The sequence below is a fragment of the Ruminococcus sp. AF20-12LB genome, assembly GCF_003478985.1.
In the GTDB taxonomy this organism is placed as follows: domain Bacteria; phylum Bacillota; class Clostridia; order Lachnospirales; family Lachnospiraceae; genus Blautia_A.
In genome coordinates, this window is record NZ_QUGH01000017.1 from 20025 (window position 1) to 36413 (window position 16389).

Sequence of the window (16389 nt, forward strand, 5' to 3'; positions counted from 1 at the left end):
GCGCTTTTTTTATATCTTTTTCGTGTTTTATGTACATTTGTCTTTACAAGGCGGACATGATTGTATATAATTATCCTGTTGTGCTTTTACATGATGCAGTAGTAGCAGTTTAGAACGATCAGCCCTTTACACCGGATCGTTGCTTTGCGGCTCAGCATTTTTCAGCACACCCACACAATAGGAAAGAGGAAACTAGTTATGAAAAACCTGATTCAAAAATGGAACAGCATCAACCTGATCAAGCGTATCATCTGTGGTCTGATCGTTGGTATCATTCTCGGACTTGCGATTCCCAAGGCATCTGTGATCTCCATTCTCGGTGATCTGTTCGTCGGTGCTCTCCGTGGAATTGCTCCGCTTCTGGTGTTCTTCCTGGTAATGAGCTCTCTGTGCCACATGGGAAAAGGCCAGAAAACAAACATGAAACTTGTTGTTGTACTTTATCTTCTGGGAAATGTACTCTCAGCACTGGCAGCTGTGATCTCCAGCCGCCTGTTCCCGATCATGCTGACTTTTTCCGAAAATACAAATACTTCCGACGTCACTCCGCCAAGCGGTGTTGCAGAGGTCCTCAAAAACCTTCTGATGAACATTGTTTCCAACCCGGTTGACGCACTTGTCAACGCCAACTATATCGGTATCCTTGCATGGGCCATCATCTTCGGTATCGCACTGAAGGCCGCAAGCGAAACTACCAAGACTGTCATCGAAAACATTTCCGATGCAACCTCCACGGCCGTAAGATGGATCATCAGCCTTGCTCCATTTGGTATCATGGGCCTGATCTTCACAACCATCTCCGAGCAGGGACTTGGCGTACTGTTAAGCTATGGCCGTCTGATCTGTGTACTGGTGGGAACCATGCTCTTTGTTGCACTGGTGATCAACCCGATCGTTACTTTCATCTGCACACGCCAGAATCCGTATCCGCTGGTTCTGCGCTGCCTGAAGGACAGTGGTATCACAGCCTTCTTCACAAGAAGCTCTGCCGCCAACATTCCGGTAAACATGGAGCTGTGCAAGGATCTCGGACTTGATGAGGATACCTACTCCATCTCCATCCCTCTTGGTGCGACCATCAACATGGGTGGTGCAGCGATCACTATTTCCATCATGGCTCTGGCTGCTGCACATACACTTGGTATCAGCGTAGACTTCCCGACCGCTCTGATCCTCTGCATCCTGGCTGCTGCAAGTGCGGCTGGTGCTTCCGGTGTTGCCGGCGGTTCTCTTCTTCTGATCCCGATGGCCTGCAGCCTTTTCGGAATCCCCAATGATGTTGCCATGCAGGTAGTTGGTGTCGGTTTCATCGTAGGCGTGATCCAGGATTCCTGTGAAACAGCACTGAACTCTTCCACAGACGTACTTTATACAGCATGCGCCTGCAGGATCAGAAAGAATAAATGATCACACTTATAAACCGTCAGGCGGATATTCATAATTGAAGCAGGGGACTTACTTGACTCAGTTAAAAGGAGCAGATCTTCCGTATTTGGAAAATCTGCTCCTTTTTTTGTCTTAGAGCGTGTTTGAAAAAGGCTTTCTGCAAGATGTGCGTCACAATTTGTGGGAGATTTTGTCCGGATGAGGGCGCCGTAGCGGGCTACGGCAACTGAATTCGGGTAAAATATACCGCAAAGTGGGGCGTGCAGATTACGGGAATGATTTTTCAAACACGCTCTAACCCTCAGTTCCTACAATATCTGCCCCATATAAAATTATCCGTAATCGGTAAATAAATCATCCTCTACATTCGAAAAAGCTTCCAGCTCTCTCCCATCTGCACAGCCAGATATACGATCTCAAAGATCACAGCTACGGATCCAAGCTTAAAAAGCAGGGAATCCACAAAGCCTCCTGCCTTACAGAAATCCAGCGCAATGCCTCCCGGCAGCGGATACAGGATCCGTACCCGTTTCCGGTTAAAGCAGTCCAGCACCAGATGTGATGCAAATCCAACCACAAAGTAAAATACCAGCTGCACTGACACCATGGATATGGCTGCACTCAAAATAGCCATAGCCATGATCGAATGCATAAAAGAACGGTGCGGCTGATTTTTTCCAAAGGCACAGACTGCAATAAAAATAATAACTCCCATGGCAACCGGCTCCATAGACTGGTTATTGCGAATCTTTTCCCAGATGGAAAAATCATAAAAATAATTCAATGCGATCTCTGCTGCCACAAGCAGAACCGCGATCAGCGTGATCCGGTCCGCATCCTTATGGGATTTGGAAGTTCCTACATCAATGTCGCTGATCAATGCTCCAAGCATTCCTGTTCCTGCCGCAAGTACCAGACCGGAAACCGTAGAGGGCTGTGTAACTGCCAGCACTGTTCCGAGTCCGACTGCTGCGTGTGTTTTTCCTGTCATAATTCTCCCCTTATTGTAAAAAATCTTCCGTTATTCAAGATTATCCACTGCAGAAGATCAGACACTCCCTTCTGATCTTCTGCATATATAAATGTATCACTTTATCATTTACTGCAGATCTGAAAATACAATAAGGCAGCTGTCAGCCTCCCCTTTACTGACAGCTGCCTCCACGAAACAGCATTATATCACACAAGAAAACACTATTCTATCAAAATTCTCCCTACTCTTATACACGTCCCGTTTAACTGGAATATACCTCACAAACGTACCAGTTAATCAGACCAGTTCATACGTCCATAGCGAAGTGCAATACCATGGATCTCTTTCTGAAGCTTCACAGTCAGCTCCCTTTTGCGGATCCTCCACTTCCAGTTCTTTCCTACTGTGGAAGGCTGGTTCATTCTGCAGCTGTTATCCAGGCCCATATAATCCTGCATAGGGATCACACAGAGCTTTGCACTGCTTCTCATAACCAGGCTGATAAAGCATTTATGCAGCTCCTTATCCGGTGTGTAGTTATCACAGAGATAATCCCTGGCAAGCTTACGCTCTTTTGCCATAATACTCTTCCACCATCCGGCGATGGTCTCATTATCATGGGTTCCTGTATATGCCACACTGTTCTCCGGATAATTGTGCGGAAGATAATCGTTGGCACAGCCGGAATCTCTGGAATCAAACGCAAACTCCAGGACCTTCATTCCCGGAAATCCACTGTCATGGACAAGCTGACGTACGGAATCTGTCACATAGCCAAGATCCTCCGCAATGACCTGCTTCCAGCCAAGGGCCTGCTCCACTTTGCGGAACAGATCGATCCCGGGACCTTTTTCCCAGTGACCGCCAATGGCATTTTCCGCACCATATGGAATGGAAAAATACTCGTCAAAGCCACGGAAATGATCAATTCTTACCACATCATAAAGGCGGAATACGTAGCTCAGTCTGGAGATCCACCACTGATATCCTGTATTTCTGTGATAATCCCAGCGATACAGTGGATTTCCCCAGAGCTGTCCTGTTGCGGAAAATCCGTCCGGCGGGCATCCGGCTACAGCCACCGGCACATTCTCCTCATCCAGCTGGAAAAGCTCCGGATGAGCCCAGGTATCTGCACTGTCCATAGCTACATAGATCGGGATATCTCCGATGATCTGGATGCCTTTTTCATTGGCATATTTTTTCAGTTTCATCCACTGCTCATAGAATTTAAACTGCATATACTGCTGGAATTCAATATCAAAATATAATTCTCTGCGATAGTAGTCCATGGCATTTGCCCAGCGAAGGCGGATATCCTCTGCCCATTTTGTCCACTCAACACCGCCGAACTGATCCTTTACTGCCATAAAAAGTGCATAGTCGGAAAGCCACCAGCTGTTTTCTGCAACAAATTTCTGATAATCCGGATTCTCGCTGATGTTGCTGTTTTCGTAAGCTTTGCGGAGAAGCTTGTAACGGCCTTTGTAGATTTTTTCATAGTCTACGCTGTCTGCTCTTCTTCCCCAGCTGACCTTATCACAGTCCTCCTTTGTAAGGACGCCTTCCTCCACCAGTGCCTTCAGGCTGATAAAATACGGATTTCCCGCAAAAGTGGAGAAGGACTGGTACGGAGAATCTCCGTAACTGGTAGGTCCCAGCGGAAGGATCTGCCAGTAGCTCTGTCCCGCTTCCTTCAGCCAGTCCACAAAATCATAGGCACTCTTTGAAAAACATCCGATGCCGTACTCTGACGGCAGACTTGTGATCGGCATCAAAATGCCAGCTGCTCTTTTATCCATATCTTTTCTCTCCTTATGTTGAGCCCTGCATCTCAGGGCATCTTATTTATTATCCTCTCACGGATGCAGCTTCATGCAATCCATGCAACCGTTTGCATAAATTATACGTTCATTTTGCATGAAGTGCAATGCATTTTTGTCTTTTCTACCTTTCTTACAATTTTTGCATCCTGATTTTGTGCAGTTTTTCATTGTGTCAAACAGAAATCTGTCTGCATCTCACCACTTGATTCTCTGCGCACCTGCTTTCACGCAATTTTATGCAACTTTCCGTGCAATATGTTTGACAGTATCCTTGTTATGAACTACAATATCTCTATCAGACTGAGATAAAAAAAGCCGGATCAGATGCATAGCTTTGATCCGGCATATCCGTGAGGAGGCAAATTTATGGCAGTAACCATCAAAGATGTGGCAGCTCTGGCCGGGGTGTCCCCGTCTACCGTTTCCAGAACCTGCAAAAATAATCCATCTATCAGTGAAGAAACCAAGGAACGTGTACGCAGAGCCATGGCGGAGCTTGGCTATGAGCCGAATTTTCAGGCCAGCAACCTGGCAGCACAGATTTCCCGCTCCATCGGTATCATCCTGCCTCCGTCCCCAAAGGAGACATACGAGAATTCCTTTTACCTTGAGACGATCCGGGGAATCAGCCACTACTGTAACGCACATCAGTATATCAGTACCATTGTTACCGGTCAGAATGAAGAAGAGATCCTTAACGCAGTACGTTCCATGTCCAGAAGCGGTAAGGTTGACGGATTTATCGTTCTTTATTCCCGTGTGAATGATCCTGTTATTGATTTTCTTTTCAGTGAGAGACTTCTCTATATCCTGATCGGAAAACCGGCGCAGTACACCAATAATACGATCTATATCGATAATGACAACCTTCTTGCCGGACAGGAGGCAACGGAGTATCTTTATGCTCTGGGCCACCGGAAGATTGCTTATCTGGGCGTAGATAATTCCCTGGTCTTTTCCGCAGACCGTAAAACCGGCTACATGACTGCGCTGATCAGCCACGGATTAACCGTACAGCCCGAATACTGCATAGAAGTTCCTGCAGCTTCCCAGAATGAGTTTCAGGAGCTTCGAAAGCTGCTTTTAAGTGAAGAGCGCCCTACAGCTGTGCTCGTCAGTGATGATATTCTGGCGCTTTCCCTGGAGCGGATCTGTATGGAAGCAAATATCTCCATACCGGAGGATCTATCCATTCTTTCCTTTAACAACTCACTTTTTGCCAGACTGACTTCTCCTCAGCTGACCTCCATTGATATTAATTCAGGGCAGCTTGGAATGGAAGCGGCCACGCAGATGATCAGTCATATCGAAAATCCGAGCCTTCCGGCCACAAAGATCATTGTCCCTCACCAGCTGATCGAAAGGGACAGCTGCCGGAGGATCTGATCTGCTTTCAAACAAAAAACAGGTATCTTCTCTGCTGACTGTGTATTGACCACCACTTATCGATCTGACATTGGTGGTCGATCTACCGCCCGGCAAAAGGATACCTGTTTTTCATTTTTTATAATGCTTTCTCATAACACCAGTACATATGTCCCCAGAGTTCACACTCTCCCACGTTCTCAAAATTCAGCTTATCATAAGAACGGAGTGCTTTTACATTGTCCTTCGCAACAAGAAGATGTACAGCTTTATAGCCCCGCTTCTTCAGTTCTTCCATCACACCCTTAAGAAGTTTCCCGGCAATCCCCTGATTCTGGAATTTCTGACATACTCCCACCCGGGAGACCTCCGCTGACGGCACCATGGTTTCTGACCAGCATGTGAGACATTCCACATTTGGATCATCATCAATGGAGATCACACCTGCGATATTTCCCGCATCGTCCCGCATACAGAACAGCGCATCTCTGGAAAGATCAAATTCCACTTCTTTTTCTGAAGGATACTCCTCTGTCCACACACAATAGGGCGTCCCCAGCAATGAACGGTACAGCTTCAGAACTGTATCAGCTTCTTCTCTTTTTACACGCTCGAAATTCATTTTATATCTTTTCTCCCACTACTATCTTAACAATTTGATATTCACAGCTTTCAGTCCTGGATTTCTCCTGAAAGTATATTCTGCCCGGATCCCGGTTTTCGTGAATATTTATATTCTTCCATCAATAATAACACTTTTCACTGCACCCATGTGGAAACAATATCCTCTTTATCATGCATTGAAACGCTGTTTCATCTTCTGCAGCGTCCAGAATTTCCAACGCTTTTCGCAAATTCCGGATATCTTTTTCCATGTAATCCACATAGTTTCCCCGGCCAACCAGCTTCAGGTGCGTGATCCCTGCCTGCTTCAGCTGATACAGTGCACACAGTCCACAGCCGGTCTCACCACAGAGATATCCGGATTCATCGTATGCTTTCAGATCCGTTTCCTGATCCCACGTCTGCTCCTGAAGAGCCATTATTTTTTCCGGAACAGCATCACCATTCCGTACAGTTCCAAGCCAATAGGACACCCTGCAAAGATATCCCATCTCATCACAGTGAAGAGAATTACAGAATGCTCCCGTAAACTGGCACATTTCATTCAGCACAAAGGCCTCGAACTCCATTCCCGCCTCCGGTCGGGTCCCGGCCTGTTTCTCCACCTCTCTCTGAGATGCAATAACAGACTGCATATCCCGGAACGTGTTTTTCCGATGAAAGATCAATCTCTTCAGAGGAAAGCGCCGGAACATTTTCAGCATTTCGCTGTTCACTTCCCCTGTTTCTCCGCTGAGATGGATCTCGCAGGAAAGTCCCCTGTTTTTCAGATAAACAAGAAGTGCCGGATCTGCAATGATATAGCTTCGAAATCCAATTTCCATGCACTTCTCTATGATATCTCCGATCTCCGGATACTGTTCCGGAAGATAATACAGGGAATTGAAGGTGAGATGCACCGGCTTTTTATATTTTTTTACCATCCGGGAAAGGATCTCCAGCTCACTGTATGCACCAAGCTGAACATTATAGCAGAGAACCTCCCTGCGATTTAACGGCATTACTGTGCCGTATTTTTCCGCCCAGGAAAAGGGTACATAGCCACAGAAAAATTCATCTGCTCCTGCCTGCACGAAACGTTCATATTCATCTATGGAGCCTAACCCGACTGTTATTTTCATACTGTTATCCATGTCCTGTTCCTTTTTTCCGCAATGTATTTTTATCAAACGGATATTCGCGATCCACCTTCGCAGCCTGCCCATCACCTGTCATATATTGACAACAATGCGATCCGGCTTTGTACCTTTTATATTTTTCCACATTTCCGTTGACTCCGGAAGTGTTTTATCCACACCAAACAGGGAGTTATACCGCCCTGCCATGTGTAAATGTTCCGGATAAAGCAGTGCGTATTTTTCACAGAATTTCGGACAGTGCTCCGCAAGCTGCTGTATACCACGATCTCCGGTGGTGCACAAAGCATACAATGGACAGTACTGCGAAGTGTTTGTCTGATAAAAAGGCAGATGCAGACTGTTTTTTCCCGGCGGAAGCTCCTGTGGATATCCGCAGGACTCCCATTCGTATCTGTGGATATGAAATTCTTCAGCCAGAAAATCCCGATAAAACCCCGCATTCAGGCTGTTTTGCTGAAATAATGAGGTATCACCGGATTTATATTTCATTCGCGGATCCTTTTTTCGTTTATTGAGCAATGTCCCCAGAACAGGACGCAGGCGGGATGTTTTTCCACAGAGCATTTCCGCCATAGCCCAGTCATTGACTACGATTTCCACATTCACCCCATGAATACAGCACCAGTTATCCACCTTTTCCAGAAGCTTTCCCACAGACAAAAGCATAAATTCCCGGATATAAGAAAATACCAGTGTGATCTCCGATCCCTCCGAATACATTTTATCCATAATAGAAAGAAGCTGCTCTTCTGTCGGAAACAGATTATGGCAGAACTGATTTCCAATATAAAATCTGTCCGGTATCCGGCCTGCAAAATAACTGTGAGTGAGATAATTCTTCTGCCAGTAAGACGCCAGAAAAGCCTGCAGCGGCTGGCTCAGATATTCTTCATACAGGGAAGTGCAGTTTAATTCCAGAGCAAACTCTGCATTATCCAAAAGCCTTATTTCTTCTGTACCCATTGTATCCTGTGGATTATCGGAAGCCTTTTCACCCTCTCTGAAAAACCACTGCTTCTTCTGTTCCTCCAGACTCCTGCAGTGCATCTCATCCAGCTCCGCAGGATAACCGGTCAGTGATTTCGCCAGCTCTCCATCGTCTCCTTCCAGCTTCAGACGGATATATCGGTTGTACTCTCCGGCCAGCCGCCGAACCTCCTGTACATAATCCTTCTGTTCCACTCTCACAGAATATTCCCTGTAAAAATATTTTTCGGTTTTCTTTTCAACTGGCTGTTGATCCTGCAGGCATTGCTCCTCTGCTGCACTCATCCCAAACCTCCGGATCTCCACTCTCCTGTACCCGGCTTTTTTCATATCGTAGAAACAGATCAGAAATTGCTCCGGTTCCGGGCATTCCTCTGCCAGGCGAAACCGAAATCCATCTTCACCCAGCTCTGAGATCCGGATTTCTTTACCGTCCATAAAACCGGACAGTAATCCAAATGGTATCATAGAGATCCTCATCAGGAAAGCTTCCTCCCTTCAGGTAAAAAAGGGAGATGCCATATGCTCCCATACAGCACCTCCCACTGTTCCTGCTTATTTCACTTCTACTAATTCAATTCTGAAATTCAGCTCTTTACCTGCCATCTCATGATTGGCATCGAAAGTAATGGTTTTTTCATCTTTTGCGTTAACTTTAACCGGGAACGGCTGACCATACTGATTGGAGAGGTATACCTGCTGTCCTACAGTAAGATCCTCAGCGCCCGGAAGCTGTTCGATCTCAAGTGTAAAAATCGCATCCGGATTCGGCATACCGTAAGCTTCCTCAGGCATCAGATGAACATCCATCACCTGGCCAACCTCCATGTTTGCAACTGCCGCATCAAATCCTTTGATCATCTGTCCTGCTCCGCAGATGAATTCCAGTGGCTCGCCACGGTCATAGGAAGAATCGAACTGTGTTCCGTCATTAAAGGTTCCTCTGTAATGTGTACGGCAGGTTTTTCCGACATTAGGACCTGTGATAGATGGCTGAGAACCACATCCTCCGCCACAGCCTCCGCAGGAATGTCCGTCTTCATGACCGCCGCAGGAGTGTCCATCCTCATGGCTTCCGCAGGAATGTCCATCCTCATGATGGTGATGATCACAATTCACACCTGTGGATACCAGCTCGCCCTTCAGATAAGCATCCACAGCTGTGTCTGCATCTCCCTGTGCTCCGGAACATAACTCAATGCCAGCCTCAGCAAGTGCACTCTGTGCTCCGCCGCCGATTCCTCCACAGATCAGAACGCTGATTCCCTGCTCTGCAAGAAGTCCTGCAAGTGCACCATGTCCGGTGCCATTGGAGCTGATCACTTCACTGGAAATAACCTTGTTATCCTCCACCTCATATACCTTGAAAAACTCCGTTTTTCCAAAGTGCTGAAAAATGTTTCCATTATCGTATGTTGCTGCAATTTTCATTTGTAAAACCCTCCATTAGTCAGATATGTATTATATTAGTATATCGTGCAGGCAGGATAAAAGCAAGGTTTAACTTCTCTCTGCCGGCTCTTGCTGTCATTCAATGAATCCAGTATAATAGAAGCATCTGTAAAAATAAAAGATTTTTTGAATAAGAAGGTTTGAACTAAAATGAAATCATACGAAGAATTACTTTCAGATATTGAAGAAGACATGGAACTCATGGGTTCCTCACACATTGTTTATTCCATGGAAGAGGACGACATTGTTACCGATTATGATTATCTTCCATCCGATTCCTGTACGATCTCCATTACCTTAAAGGAACTTCAGGAAAAGCTTCAGCTGCAGATGCTCTATACAAAAGTTTCCGCTCATACAGCCGGAGCAGATAAAAATGCCCCGAAATTAGCTGTTGTTTTTCCGGGCATCGGATACACTGCTGACAAGCCGCTTCTGTACTATACCAGCCGCCTTGCCAGCAAACACGGCTACAAAATCCGCACTGTATCCTATGGCACCCTCCCGGAAAATGTCAAAGGAGATCCTGAAAAAATGAAACAGGCCTTTGACCTTGCCCTGGAACAAACAGAACGCTCCTTAGGCAGCATCGACTGGAATTCCTATGGCAGCATTCTGTTTATTTCCAAAAGCATTGGTACAGTCATCTCCTCAGCCTATGCTTCCCGACACGATCTGACTGTAAAAAGCATCCTGTTCACGCCTCTTGCAGAGACCTTTTCCTTCCCACTTGCCGGAAGCATCGCCTTCCACGGCACCGCAGATCCCTGGGCCGAAACCAATTCCATCCGGGAACTGGCAGCGCAGAAAGATGTACCTCTCTTTCTCACCCAAAACGCCAACCATTCTCTGGAAACCGGTGATGTACTGACGGATATCTTTATTCTAAAAACTACAATGGAACGGGTCCAGCGTTTTATTTAACGCCGGCCCGCTTATTTTTCTCCACCCACTAAAAACTGAGGTGTCAGCTTATTCAGCTCACGATCCATGGAAGTTCTGGAAATATCACTGATGTCCTTCAGGGCAAACACTTTGGAAAAGCCGATCTCCATCATGTGATCCAGATCCCATACCGGACGCTTTTTATCACTCATAAACAGCTTACTGCTGAGCTCTTTCCCTGTTTCCGCATCTTCATGAGCATGGATACCTCTTCCATATTTTTCCCACATAGCAGCATCATGTGCCTCGTAAATCTTTTTCTTTTCTTCATCATAAAGATGCAGATACCAGCAGGCGTCCGATACCAAAAGACGTCCGCCTTTTTTCAGTACACGCAGCCACTCCTTGTAAGCCTTCTGTGGATCGTCCAGCGTCCATGTGATATTTCTGCAGATAACCATATCAAATGTCTCATCCGGGAAATTCAGATTGTGGCAGTCCATAGTCATCAGATCTGCGGATAAACCTGCTGCCTTTACATTTTCCTTTGCTTCATGGATCATATTTTCAGTAATATCGATCCCGGTCACATGATGTCCTTCTTTTCCCAGCATAATTTCAAAAAATCCCGGCCCGCAGCCTACATCCAGTACTTCCAGATGTTCTTTTTCCGGCGCATACTCCAGAATCAGATTCTTCCAGTTTTCTGCTGTTTCACTTTTCAGTTCTGCCTTGATCCCTTCGCTGTAAATGCCAGCTTCTCCTTCCCAGTACTCTTTGATCTTATCGTTTTGCATGTCACTTCTCCTTCTTTGTGGCTATTACAATAAATTTTTTCCCCTGATATCCGTATTTCCAGAAATCCATCGTCCATGGTCTGTTTAGCCAGCGGTTCTCTCTGATCTGGATCCTGGCAAAGCGTACCTTTTTTAATATCTGAAAGTCCGTTTCCGGACGCTTCTGCGATGTAAATGGCAGCTTTTCATAAATTCCGCTGTTTTCCTTCACGTCAGATCCATATGTTTTTCTTTCTGTAACATAAATAAGAAAATCAGCAATTTTCATATGGATCTTATTTTTTAATGTGGGTTCGATGGTACGATAGTCCCCATCAAAATAAATGATCCTTCCACCTGGTTTTAATACAGCCTTCCAGCGTCTGAAAGCTTTTTCCGGATCATATAATGTCCACACCGCATCTCTGGAAAGTATCACATCATAGCTTTGTTCCTGTTCCAATGGCAAAGTTACACCATCTTCCTCACAGATTTCCACCTGTTGATGATACTGTCGCATATTCCTTCTGGCTTTTTCTACCATTCCTGATGAACCATCGATCGCTTTTACATCATGTCCCAGACGCGCTGCTATGATGCTCATAAAACCCGGGCCGCAGCCCACTTCTAAAATACGAAGGGGCTCAGGTCCAAGAAGTCTTTTCAATTCTTTTGTCCAGTGAGATACCGTTCTTTTGTTACTCAATTGTTTTTGGATCATATCATCATAATCACCGGAATCTTCTGTCCATTTATTCTCGATTTTTTCAAACATTTTTTTTACTCCACTACATCCAGTGTTGCCCAGTTAATGCCTTCATAGGCAGTCGGTGCAAGCTCTACATTGGTCAGTCTGGTATTGTTATAGATATAATCACGGTTCGGATAATACAGCGGCACTGTTACTGCCTGATCGTTGATACGTGTAAGGATCTTATCGTATAATTCCGTACGTTTTTCTTCGTCCTGTGTTTTTAATACTTCTCCGAGATCTTTGTTCAGTTCCTCATCGTACCAGTTTACTGCCTTTGCTCCATCTTCCGCATAGAACATTGATTTCAGGAAACCATGAGGCATCCAGGAGTCTTCATAGCTGCGGTAAATGCACAGATCGTAGTCTCTGGTGTTCCAGATTTCATCATAGTAAGCTGCAGATTCTTTTTCTACCAGTTCAATACCCACACCAACCTTCTCATATTCAGATTTCAGGTATTCACACAGTGACTTCCAGGAAGCATATTCTTCAGTCTGGAATACCAGTCTGAGGCTCAGTGGTTCTCCGTCTTTTTCTACAATACCATCTCCGTCTGTATCCTCATATCCTGCTTCCTTTAATAGTTCCTTTGCTTTATCCGGATCATATGGATAACCCTTGCTGTTTTCTTCTGTTACATAAGGAACTGTCGGAGACATAAGTCCGGTTGCCGGATTGCCGTAACCATCCAGCAGATCATTTACAATGCTTTCTTTATTTGTTGCATAGTTCAGTGCCTGACGTACGTTTATATCCTGAAGCGCCGGTGTATCATAATTTTCGATCAGATAGTAAGAAAGTGTGGAAACCTGCTGTTCTGTCGATAAATTTTTATCTGCCTGGATAATACTGAAGCTTTCGGATGGAATATCCTGAAGATTCAGATCTGCCTCTCCACTCTGAAGTGCCATCACTCTGGCATCACCGTCTACCACCTGTTTCAGAACTACTTTATCAATATTTGGTTTCTCACCGTAATAATTAGGATTTGGTACCAGGACAACCTCCTGACCGCTTTCATAACTGTCGATCATCCACATTCCGGTACCCACTTCCTGACAAAATTCTCCGTCTTCATCCAGTGCACTTTCACAGGTGAAACGGAATGGTCTTGGATAGCTGAATTCGATCAGCAGTGTATAGCATGGTTCTGCGAACTTAAATTCTACAGTATAATCATCTACCTTTGTAACATTTTCCAGTTTGGCTGAAAAGTTACCGATCACATCCTGTTCCACCCATCTGTTATAATTCCACATCACATTGTCTGCATTAAAATCTGTGCCGTCCGAGAATTTCACATCTTTTCTTAAATGGAACGTATAGGTTGTGCCATCTTCGCTGATATCCCAAGATTCTGCCAATGCCGGTTTGATTTCTCCATTTTCTCCATAACGCACCAGTGGATCATAGATCATTTCATAAAGACGAAAGTCTGGACCACTTTTTATAGGGTCACAAAGTTCAGGCGTCAGATCAATGGATGTCATTGCCGTAACTACTTTTTCCTCTTTTGCCTGTACATTGACACCTGTCAGTAAAGTTGCCGCCACCATGCTCAATGCTATCAATTTTGCTACACGTCTTTTCTTCATTTCTTCCTCTCCTTTGTTTGTTTTATATTTTACAGCATATGACATGCCGCAAAATGTCCTGTTTCAATTTCTGTCAATTCCGGTATATGCTCTCTGCATATATTTGTACATCTTCTGCACCGGTTCTGATATGGGCAGCCCTGTTCCGGAATGGTATCTGAAAATATTTTCTTTTCCTGCGATCCGATTCTTCGCATTTTCGGTTCTTTTACCGGAATAGAATCAAACAGATCTTTTGTATAAGGATGTACGGCAGTCTCCTTTAAGCTGTCCGTATGATCGATAAACTCGACCACGCGTCCCTGATACATGATAGCCACCTCTTTGCAGAGATATGGAACATTGGACAGATCGTGAGTGATCAGTAAATAGGTCATCTCATATTTTTCCTGCAGTTCATTTAACAGATGCAGGATCTGCTTTCGTATGGAATAATCCAGACTGGATACCGGTTCATCACAGATCACAAGTTCCGGTCTTAATACCAATGCTCTCGCAATATTAGCTCTCTGACACTGACCTCCTGAAATCTGTCCAACATAACGGTTGCGAATATCCGGATCAAGCCCCGTCTGGATCAAAGCTTCTTTTACCCGTTCTTCATACTCTCCCTCTTGCAATTTTTCATGTAATTTCAAAATTTCCAGAATATTTTCTCCAATGGTATAACCGGGATCAAATACCCCGCTGCTGCTTTGAAAGACCATCTGAAGATTCTTGCGATATGGACGAAACTGCTTTTCAGACAAATCCTGCATTTCCTGTCCCTGAAACCAGAATTTTCCATCTGTAGGTTTCTCCAGGCCGGCGATCAGCTTTCCGAATGTAGTTTTACCACTTCCACTTTCACCGATCAGGGCCATGGATGATCCTGCGTGGATTTCCAGACTTACATCATCCACTGCCTTCACAATTTTTTTCTTGCCATAATATTTTTTTAAATGTTCTGTCTTTAGTAACGTACTCATACTTTTCCCCTATAAAACTGCATCCAACAGTTTTTTTGTATATGAATGCTGCGGATGATAAAAGATCTCTTCAACTGTTCCGTTTTCCACTATTTCGCCGTCTTTCATGATCGAAACATCATCTGCGATCTCTGCCACCACACCCAGATCATGCGTAATAAATAACACACCCAGATTTTCTTTCCTGGATAGCTGATAGATTTCTTCCAGGATCTGCTTCTGTACGGTTACATCCAATGCTGTCGTCGGCTCATCTGCAATCAGATAATCCGGTTTCATGGACATGGCAATGGCGATCATAACACGTTGGCACATACCACCAGACAATTCGTAAGGTTTTTTCTTCATCAGTTCTTCCGGATCACGCAGATTCATCATCCGCAGACTTTCCAACGCAGCTTCCCTTGCCTGTTTTTTGCTCATTCTGCGATGTTTCCTCAGTCCTTCCAGAAGCAGTTGTTCAACTGTAAAAAGCGGGTCAAGAGCAGCGGTCGGATCCTGAAAGATCATTCCGATCCTGTCTCCGTATAACTGTCGTTTTTCTTTTCCTGATAACTTCAGAAGACTCTTTTCGTTCAGTGTCACATCTCCGGATATCACCTTTCCATTTCCTGCAAGCAGATTCATGATCGTCAGAGAGGTAACTGACTTGCCGCTTCCGCTTTCTCCCACCAGAGCATGGATCCTTCCGCGCTTTACTTCCAGGCTAACATCTTTTACTGCATGAACCATTCCGTGAGAGGTCTGAAACTCCACATGTAATCTTTTTACCTTTAGAACATCATTTTTGGGCTGTTCCATTTTGTATTCCCTCCCCCAGATAATTAAATGCCAGAACAATGATCATGATCAGTATACCCGGATAAAACATCAGTCTTGGATAAGTCTGGATATAACTTTTACTGTCACTAAGCATGATCCCCCATTCCGGTGTCGGTGCCTGCACACCAAGGCCGATAAAGGAAAAACCGGCAATTGACAGAATGATCGAACCGATTTCCATTGTTGCCAGTGCGATCACAGATGGCAGGATATTTCTCAATACATGCCTGAATATGATCCTTGCGTGGCCGCAGCCTCCGGCTTTTAGTGCGGTCATATAATTTTTATTTTTTTCCTGAAGTGTCAATGCACGGGCAAGCCTTGCATATTCTGCCCAGGATACGACCGATAAGGACAGGATCAGATGAGCGCCGCTGGCTCCTACGGTTCCTGCAATGGCAAGTGCCACAATAAAGACCGGCATAGCCATAAATACATCAATGATCCTCATAATTATCGAATCGATTTTTCCACCTACGTATCCGGCAAACAGTCCGATCGGCACCCCGACACATACGGTGATCAGAAGCACCGTAAAGCTATAGCTCAGTGAATACCGGCTGCCCCAGAGAAGTCTTGATAAAATACATCGTCCCAGCTGATCAGTACCTAAAGGATATGCCGCCGACGGATTCTTTAATTTTATCGAAACATCCACAAGCAGTGGATCATGCGGCGCCAGTACAGGTGCAAAAATAGCTGCCAATACAAAAATTATGACCACCATCAATCCTATTTTTGTTTTTGGTGACCGGAATACCTGTTTCCAGTACAGATTCTGGATCATGCTTTTTTCTGTTTTCTGCTTTCTTCTGCTTCCCATTCTATGATCTCTCC

General features: G+C 45.0%; 15 protein-coding genes and 2 pseudogenes. 4 read left to right on the forward strand and 13 right to left on the reverse strand.

Annotation, left to right across the window (positions count from 1 at the left end):
- Window positions 1-198 precede the first annotated feature (198 nt).
- The gene (sstT, locus tag DWX61_RS16600; protein ID WP_118626443.1) at window positions 199-1407 is read left to right on the forward strand and encodes a serine/threonine transporter SstT; all 1209 of its coding nucleotides are present in this window, start codon (window positions 199-201) and stop codon (window positions 1405-1407) included.
- Here the strand turns inward: sstT and DWX61_RS19600 are convergent.
- A pseudogene (locus tag DWX61_RS19600) lies at window positions 1368-1613 on the reverse strand (DUF6783 domain-containing protein); the annotation flags it as partial. The gene sstT and the pseudogene DWX61_RS19600 sit on opposite strands and share 40 nt — an antisense overlap.
- Here DWX61_RS19600 and DWX61_RS19605 point away from each other — a divergent pair.
- A pseudogene (locus tag DWX61_RS19605) lies at window positions 1551-1739 on the forward strand (DUF6783 domain-containing protein). The pseudogenes DWX61_RS19600 and DWX61_RS19605 overlap by 63 nt on opposite strands.
- Before the next feature lie 8 nt (window positions 1740-1747).
- Here DWX61_RS19605 and DWX61_RS16610 read toward each other — a convergent pair.
- On the reverse strand, window positions 1748-2377 hold the full coding sequence (locus tag DWX61_RS16610) for a metal-dependent hydrolase (protein WP_118626445.1): 630 nt from the start codon (window positions 2375-2377) through the stop codon (window positions 1748-1750).
- A gap of 275 nt (window positions 2378-2652) precedes the next feature.
- Window positions 2653-4161 (reverse strand): 4-alpha-glucanotransferase, encoded by a 1509-nt coding sequence (malQ, locus tag DWX61_RS16615; RefSeq protein WP_118626447.1) that lies wholly within the window; start codon window positions 4159-4161, stop codon window positions 2653-2655.
- 390 nt (window positions 4162-4551) lie between these two features.
- Here malQ and DWX61_RS16620 point away from each other — a divergent pair, with 390 nt between their 5' ends.
- Window positions 4552-5571 (forward strand): LacI family DNA-binding transcriptional regulator, encoded by a 1020-nt coding sequence (locus tag DWX61_RS16620; RefSeq protein WP_118626449.1) that lies wholly within the window; start codon window positions 4552-4554, stop codon window positions 5569-5571.
- Between the two features lie 118 nt (window positions 5572-5689).
- On the opposite strand, the gene DWX61_RS16625 is transcribed toward DWX61_RS16620, so the two are convergent.
- The 4 genes from DWX61_RS16625 to DWX61_RS16640 form a co-directional block, all read right to left on the reverse strand.
- Entirely contained in the window at window positions 5690-6172 is a 483-nt protein-coding gene (locus DWX61_RS16625; RefSeq protein WP_118626451.1) for a GNAT family N-acetyltransferase, read from the reverse strand.
- A gap of 121 nt (window positions 6173-6293) precedes the next feature.
- Entirely contained in the window at window positions 6294-7307 is a 1014-nt protein-coding gene (locus tag DWX61_RS16630; protein ID WP_353652882.1) for a U32 family peptidase, read from the reverse strand.
- A gap of 78 nt (window positions 7308-7385) precedes the next feature.
- A complete protein-coding gene (locus DWX61_RS16635) occupies window positions 7386-8768 on the reverse strand; it encodes a hypothetical protein (RefSeq protein ID WP_147419639.1) in 1383 nt (460 codons plus the stop codon).
- A gap of 87 nt (window positions 8769-8855) precedes the next feature.
- Window positions 8856-9731, reverse strand: coding sequence for an FKBP-type peptidyl-prolyl cis-trans isomerase (locus DWX61_RS16640; RefSeq protein ID WP_118626455.1), 876 nt, complete (start codon window positions 9729-9731; stop codon window positions 8856-8858).
- Between the two features lie 171 nt (window positions 9732-9902).
- Here DWX61_RS16640 and DWX61_RS16645 point away from each other — a divergent pair, with 171 nt between their 5' ends.
- Window positions 9903-10676, forward strand: coding sequence for an alpha/beta hydrolase (locus DWX61_RS16645; protein ID WP_118626457.1), 774 nt, complete (start codon window positions 9903-9905; stop codon window positions 10674-10676).
- 11 nt (window positions 10677-10687) lie between these two features.
- Here the strand turns inward: DWX61_RS16645 and DWX61_RS16650 are convergent, their stop codons facing one another.
- The 6 genes from DWX61_RS16650 to nikC are packed head-to-tail and all read right to left on the reverse strand — an operon-like array spanning window position 10688 to window position 16375.
- Complete coding sequence (locus tag DWX61_RS16650) at window positions 10688-11434, reverse strand: class I SAM-dependent methyltransferase (protein WP_118626459.1); 747 nt, start codon at window positions 11432-11434, stop codon at window positions 10688-10690.
- A gap of 1 nt (window position 11435) precedes the next feature.
- The gene (locus tag DWX61_RS16655) at window positions 11436-12188 is read right to left on the reverse strand and encodes a class I SAM-dependent methyltransferase (RefSeq protein ID WP_118626461.1); all 753 of its coding nucleotides are present in this window, start codon (window positions 12186-12188) and stop codon (window positions 11436-11438) included.
- 5 nt (window positions 12189-12193) lie between these two features.
- Window positions 12194-13762 (reverse strand): nickel ABC transporter substrate-binding protein, encoded by a 1569-nt coding sequence (locus tag DWX61_RS16660; protein WP_270427757.1) that lies wholly within the window; start codon window positions 13760-13762, stop codon window positions 12194-12196.
- Between the two features lie 29 nt (window positions 13763-13791).
- Entirely contained in the window at window positions 13792-14730 is a 939-nt protein-coding gene (locus DWX61_RS16665; protein ID WP_059086421.1) for an oligopeptide/dipeptide ABC transporter ATP-binding protein, read from the reverse strand.
- Between the two features lie 9 nt (window positions 14731-14739).
- Window positions 14740-15531, reverse strand: coding sequence for an ABC transporter ATP-binding protein (locus DWX61_RS16670; protein ID WP_021650927.1), 792 nt, complete (start codon window positions 15529-15531; stop codon window positions 14740-14742).
- Complete coding sequence (gene nikC, locus DWX61_RS16675; RefSeq protein WP_244791312.1) at window positions 15512-16375, reverse strand: nickel transporter permease; 864 nt, start codon at window positions 16373-16375, stop codon at window positions 15512-15514. The genes DWX61_RS16670 and nikC overlap by 20 nt, the downstream gene beginning before the upstream one ends.
- Between the last annotated feature and the right edge of the window lie 14 nt (window positions 16376-16389).

Bases quoted from the DNA above. Each gene is read 5' to 3' on its own strand.
- sstT (WP_118626443.1), top strand. From the start codon at position 199: ATGAAAAACCTGATTCAAAAATGGAACAGCATCAACCTGATCAAGCGT.
- DWX61_RS16610 (WP_118626445.1), bottom strand. From the start codon at position 2,377: ATGACAGGAAAAACACACGCAGCAGTCGGACTCGGAACAGTGCTGGCA.
- malQ (WP_118626447.1), bottom strand. From the start codon at position 4,161: ATGGATAAAAGAGCAGCTGGCATTTTGATGCCGATCACAAGTCTGCCG.
- DWX61_RS16620 (WP_118626449.1), top strand. From the start codon at position 4,552: ATGGCAGTAACCATCAAAGATGTGGCAGCTCTGGCCGGGGTGTCCCCG.
- DWX61_RS16625 (WP_118626451.1), bottom strand. From the start codon at position 6,172: ATGAATTTCGAGCGTGTAAAAAGAGAAGAAGCTGATACAGTTCTGAAG.
- DWX61_RS16630 (WP_353652882.1), bottom strand. From the start codon at position 7,307: ATGGATAACAGTATGAAAATAACAGTCGGGTTAGGCTCCATAGATGAA.
- DWX61_RS16635 (WP_147419639.1), bottom strand. From the start codon at position 8,768: ATGATACCATTTGGATTACTGTCCGGTTTTATGGACGGTAAAGAAATC.
- DWX61_RS16640 (WP_118626455.1), bottom strand. From the start codon at position 9,731: ATGAAAATTGCAGCAACATACGATAATGGAAACATTTTTCAGCACTTT.
- DWX61_RS16645 (WP_118626457.1), top strand. From the start codon at position 9,903: ATGAAATCATACGAAGAATTACTTTCAGATATTGAAGAAGACATGGAA.
- DWX61_RS16650 (WP_118626459.1), bottom strand. From the start codon at position 11,434: ATGCAAAACGATAAGATCAAAGAGTACTGGGAAGGAGAAGCTGGCATT.
- DWX61_RS16655 (WP_118626461.1), bottom strand. From the start codon at position 12,188: ATGTTTGAAAAAATCGAGAATAAATGGACAGAAGATTCCGGTGATTAT.
- DWX61_RS16660 (WP_270427757.1), bottom strand. From the start codon at position 13,762: ATGAAGAAAAGACGTGTAGCAAAATTGATAGCATTGAGCATGGTGGCG.
- DWX61_RS16665 (WP_059086421.1), bottom strand. From the start codon at position 14,730: ATGAGTACGTTACTAAAGACAGAACATTTAAAAAAATATTATGGCAAG.
- DWX61_RS16670 (WP_021650927.1), bottom strand. From the start codon at position 15,531: ATGGAACAGCCCAAAAATGATGTTCTAAAGGTAAAAAGATTACATGTG.
- nikC (WP_244791312.1), bottom strand. From the start codon at position 16,375: ATGGGAAGCAGAAGAAAGCAGAAAACAGAAAAAAGCATGATCCAGAAT.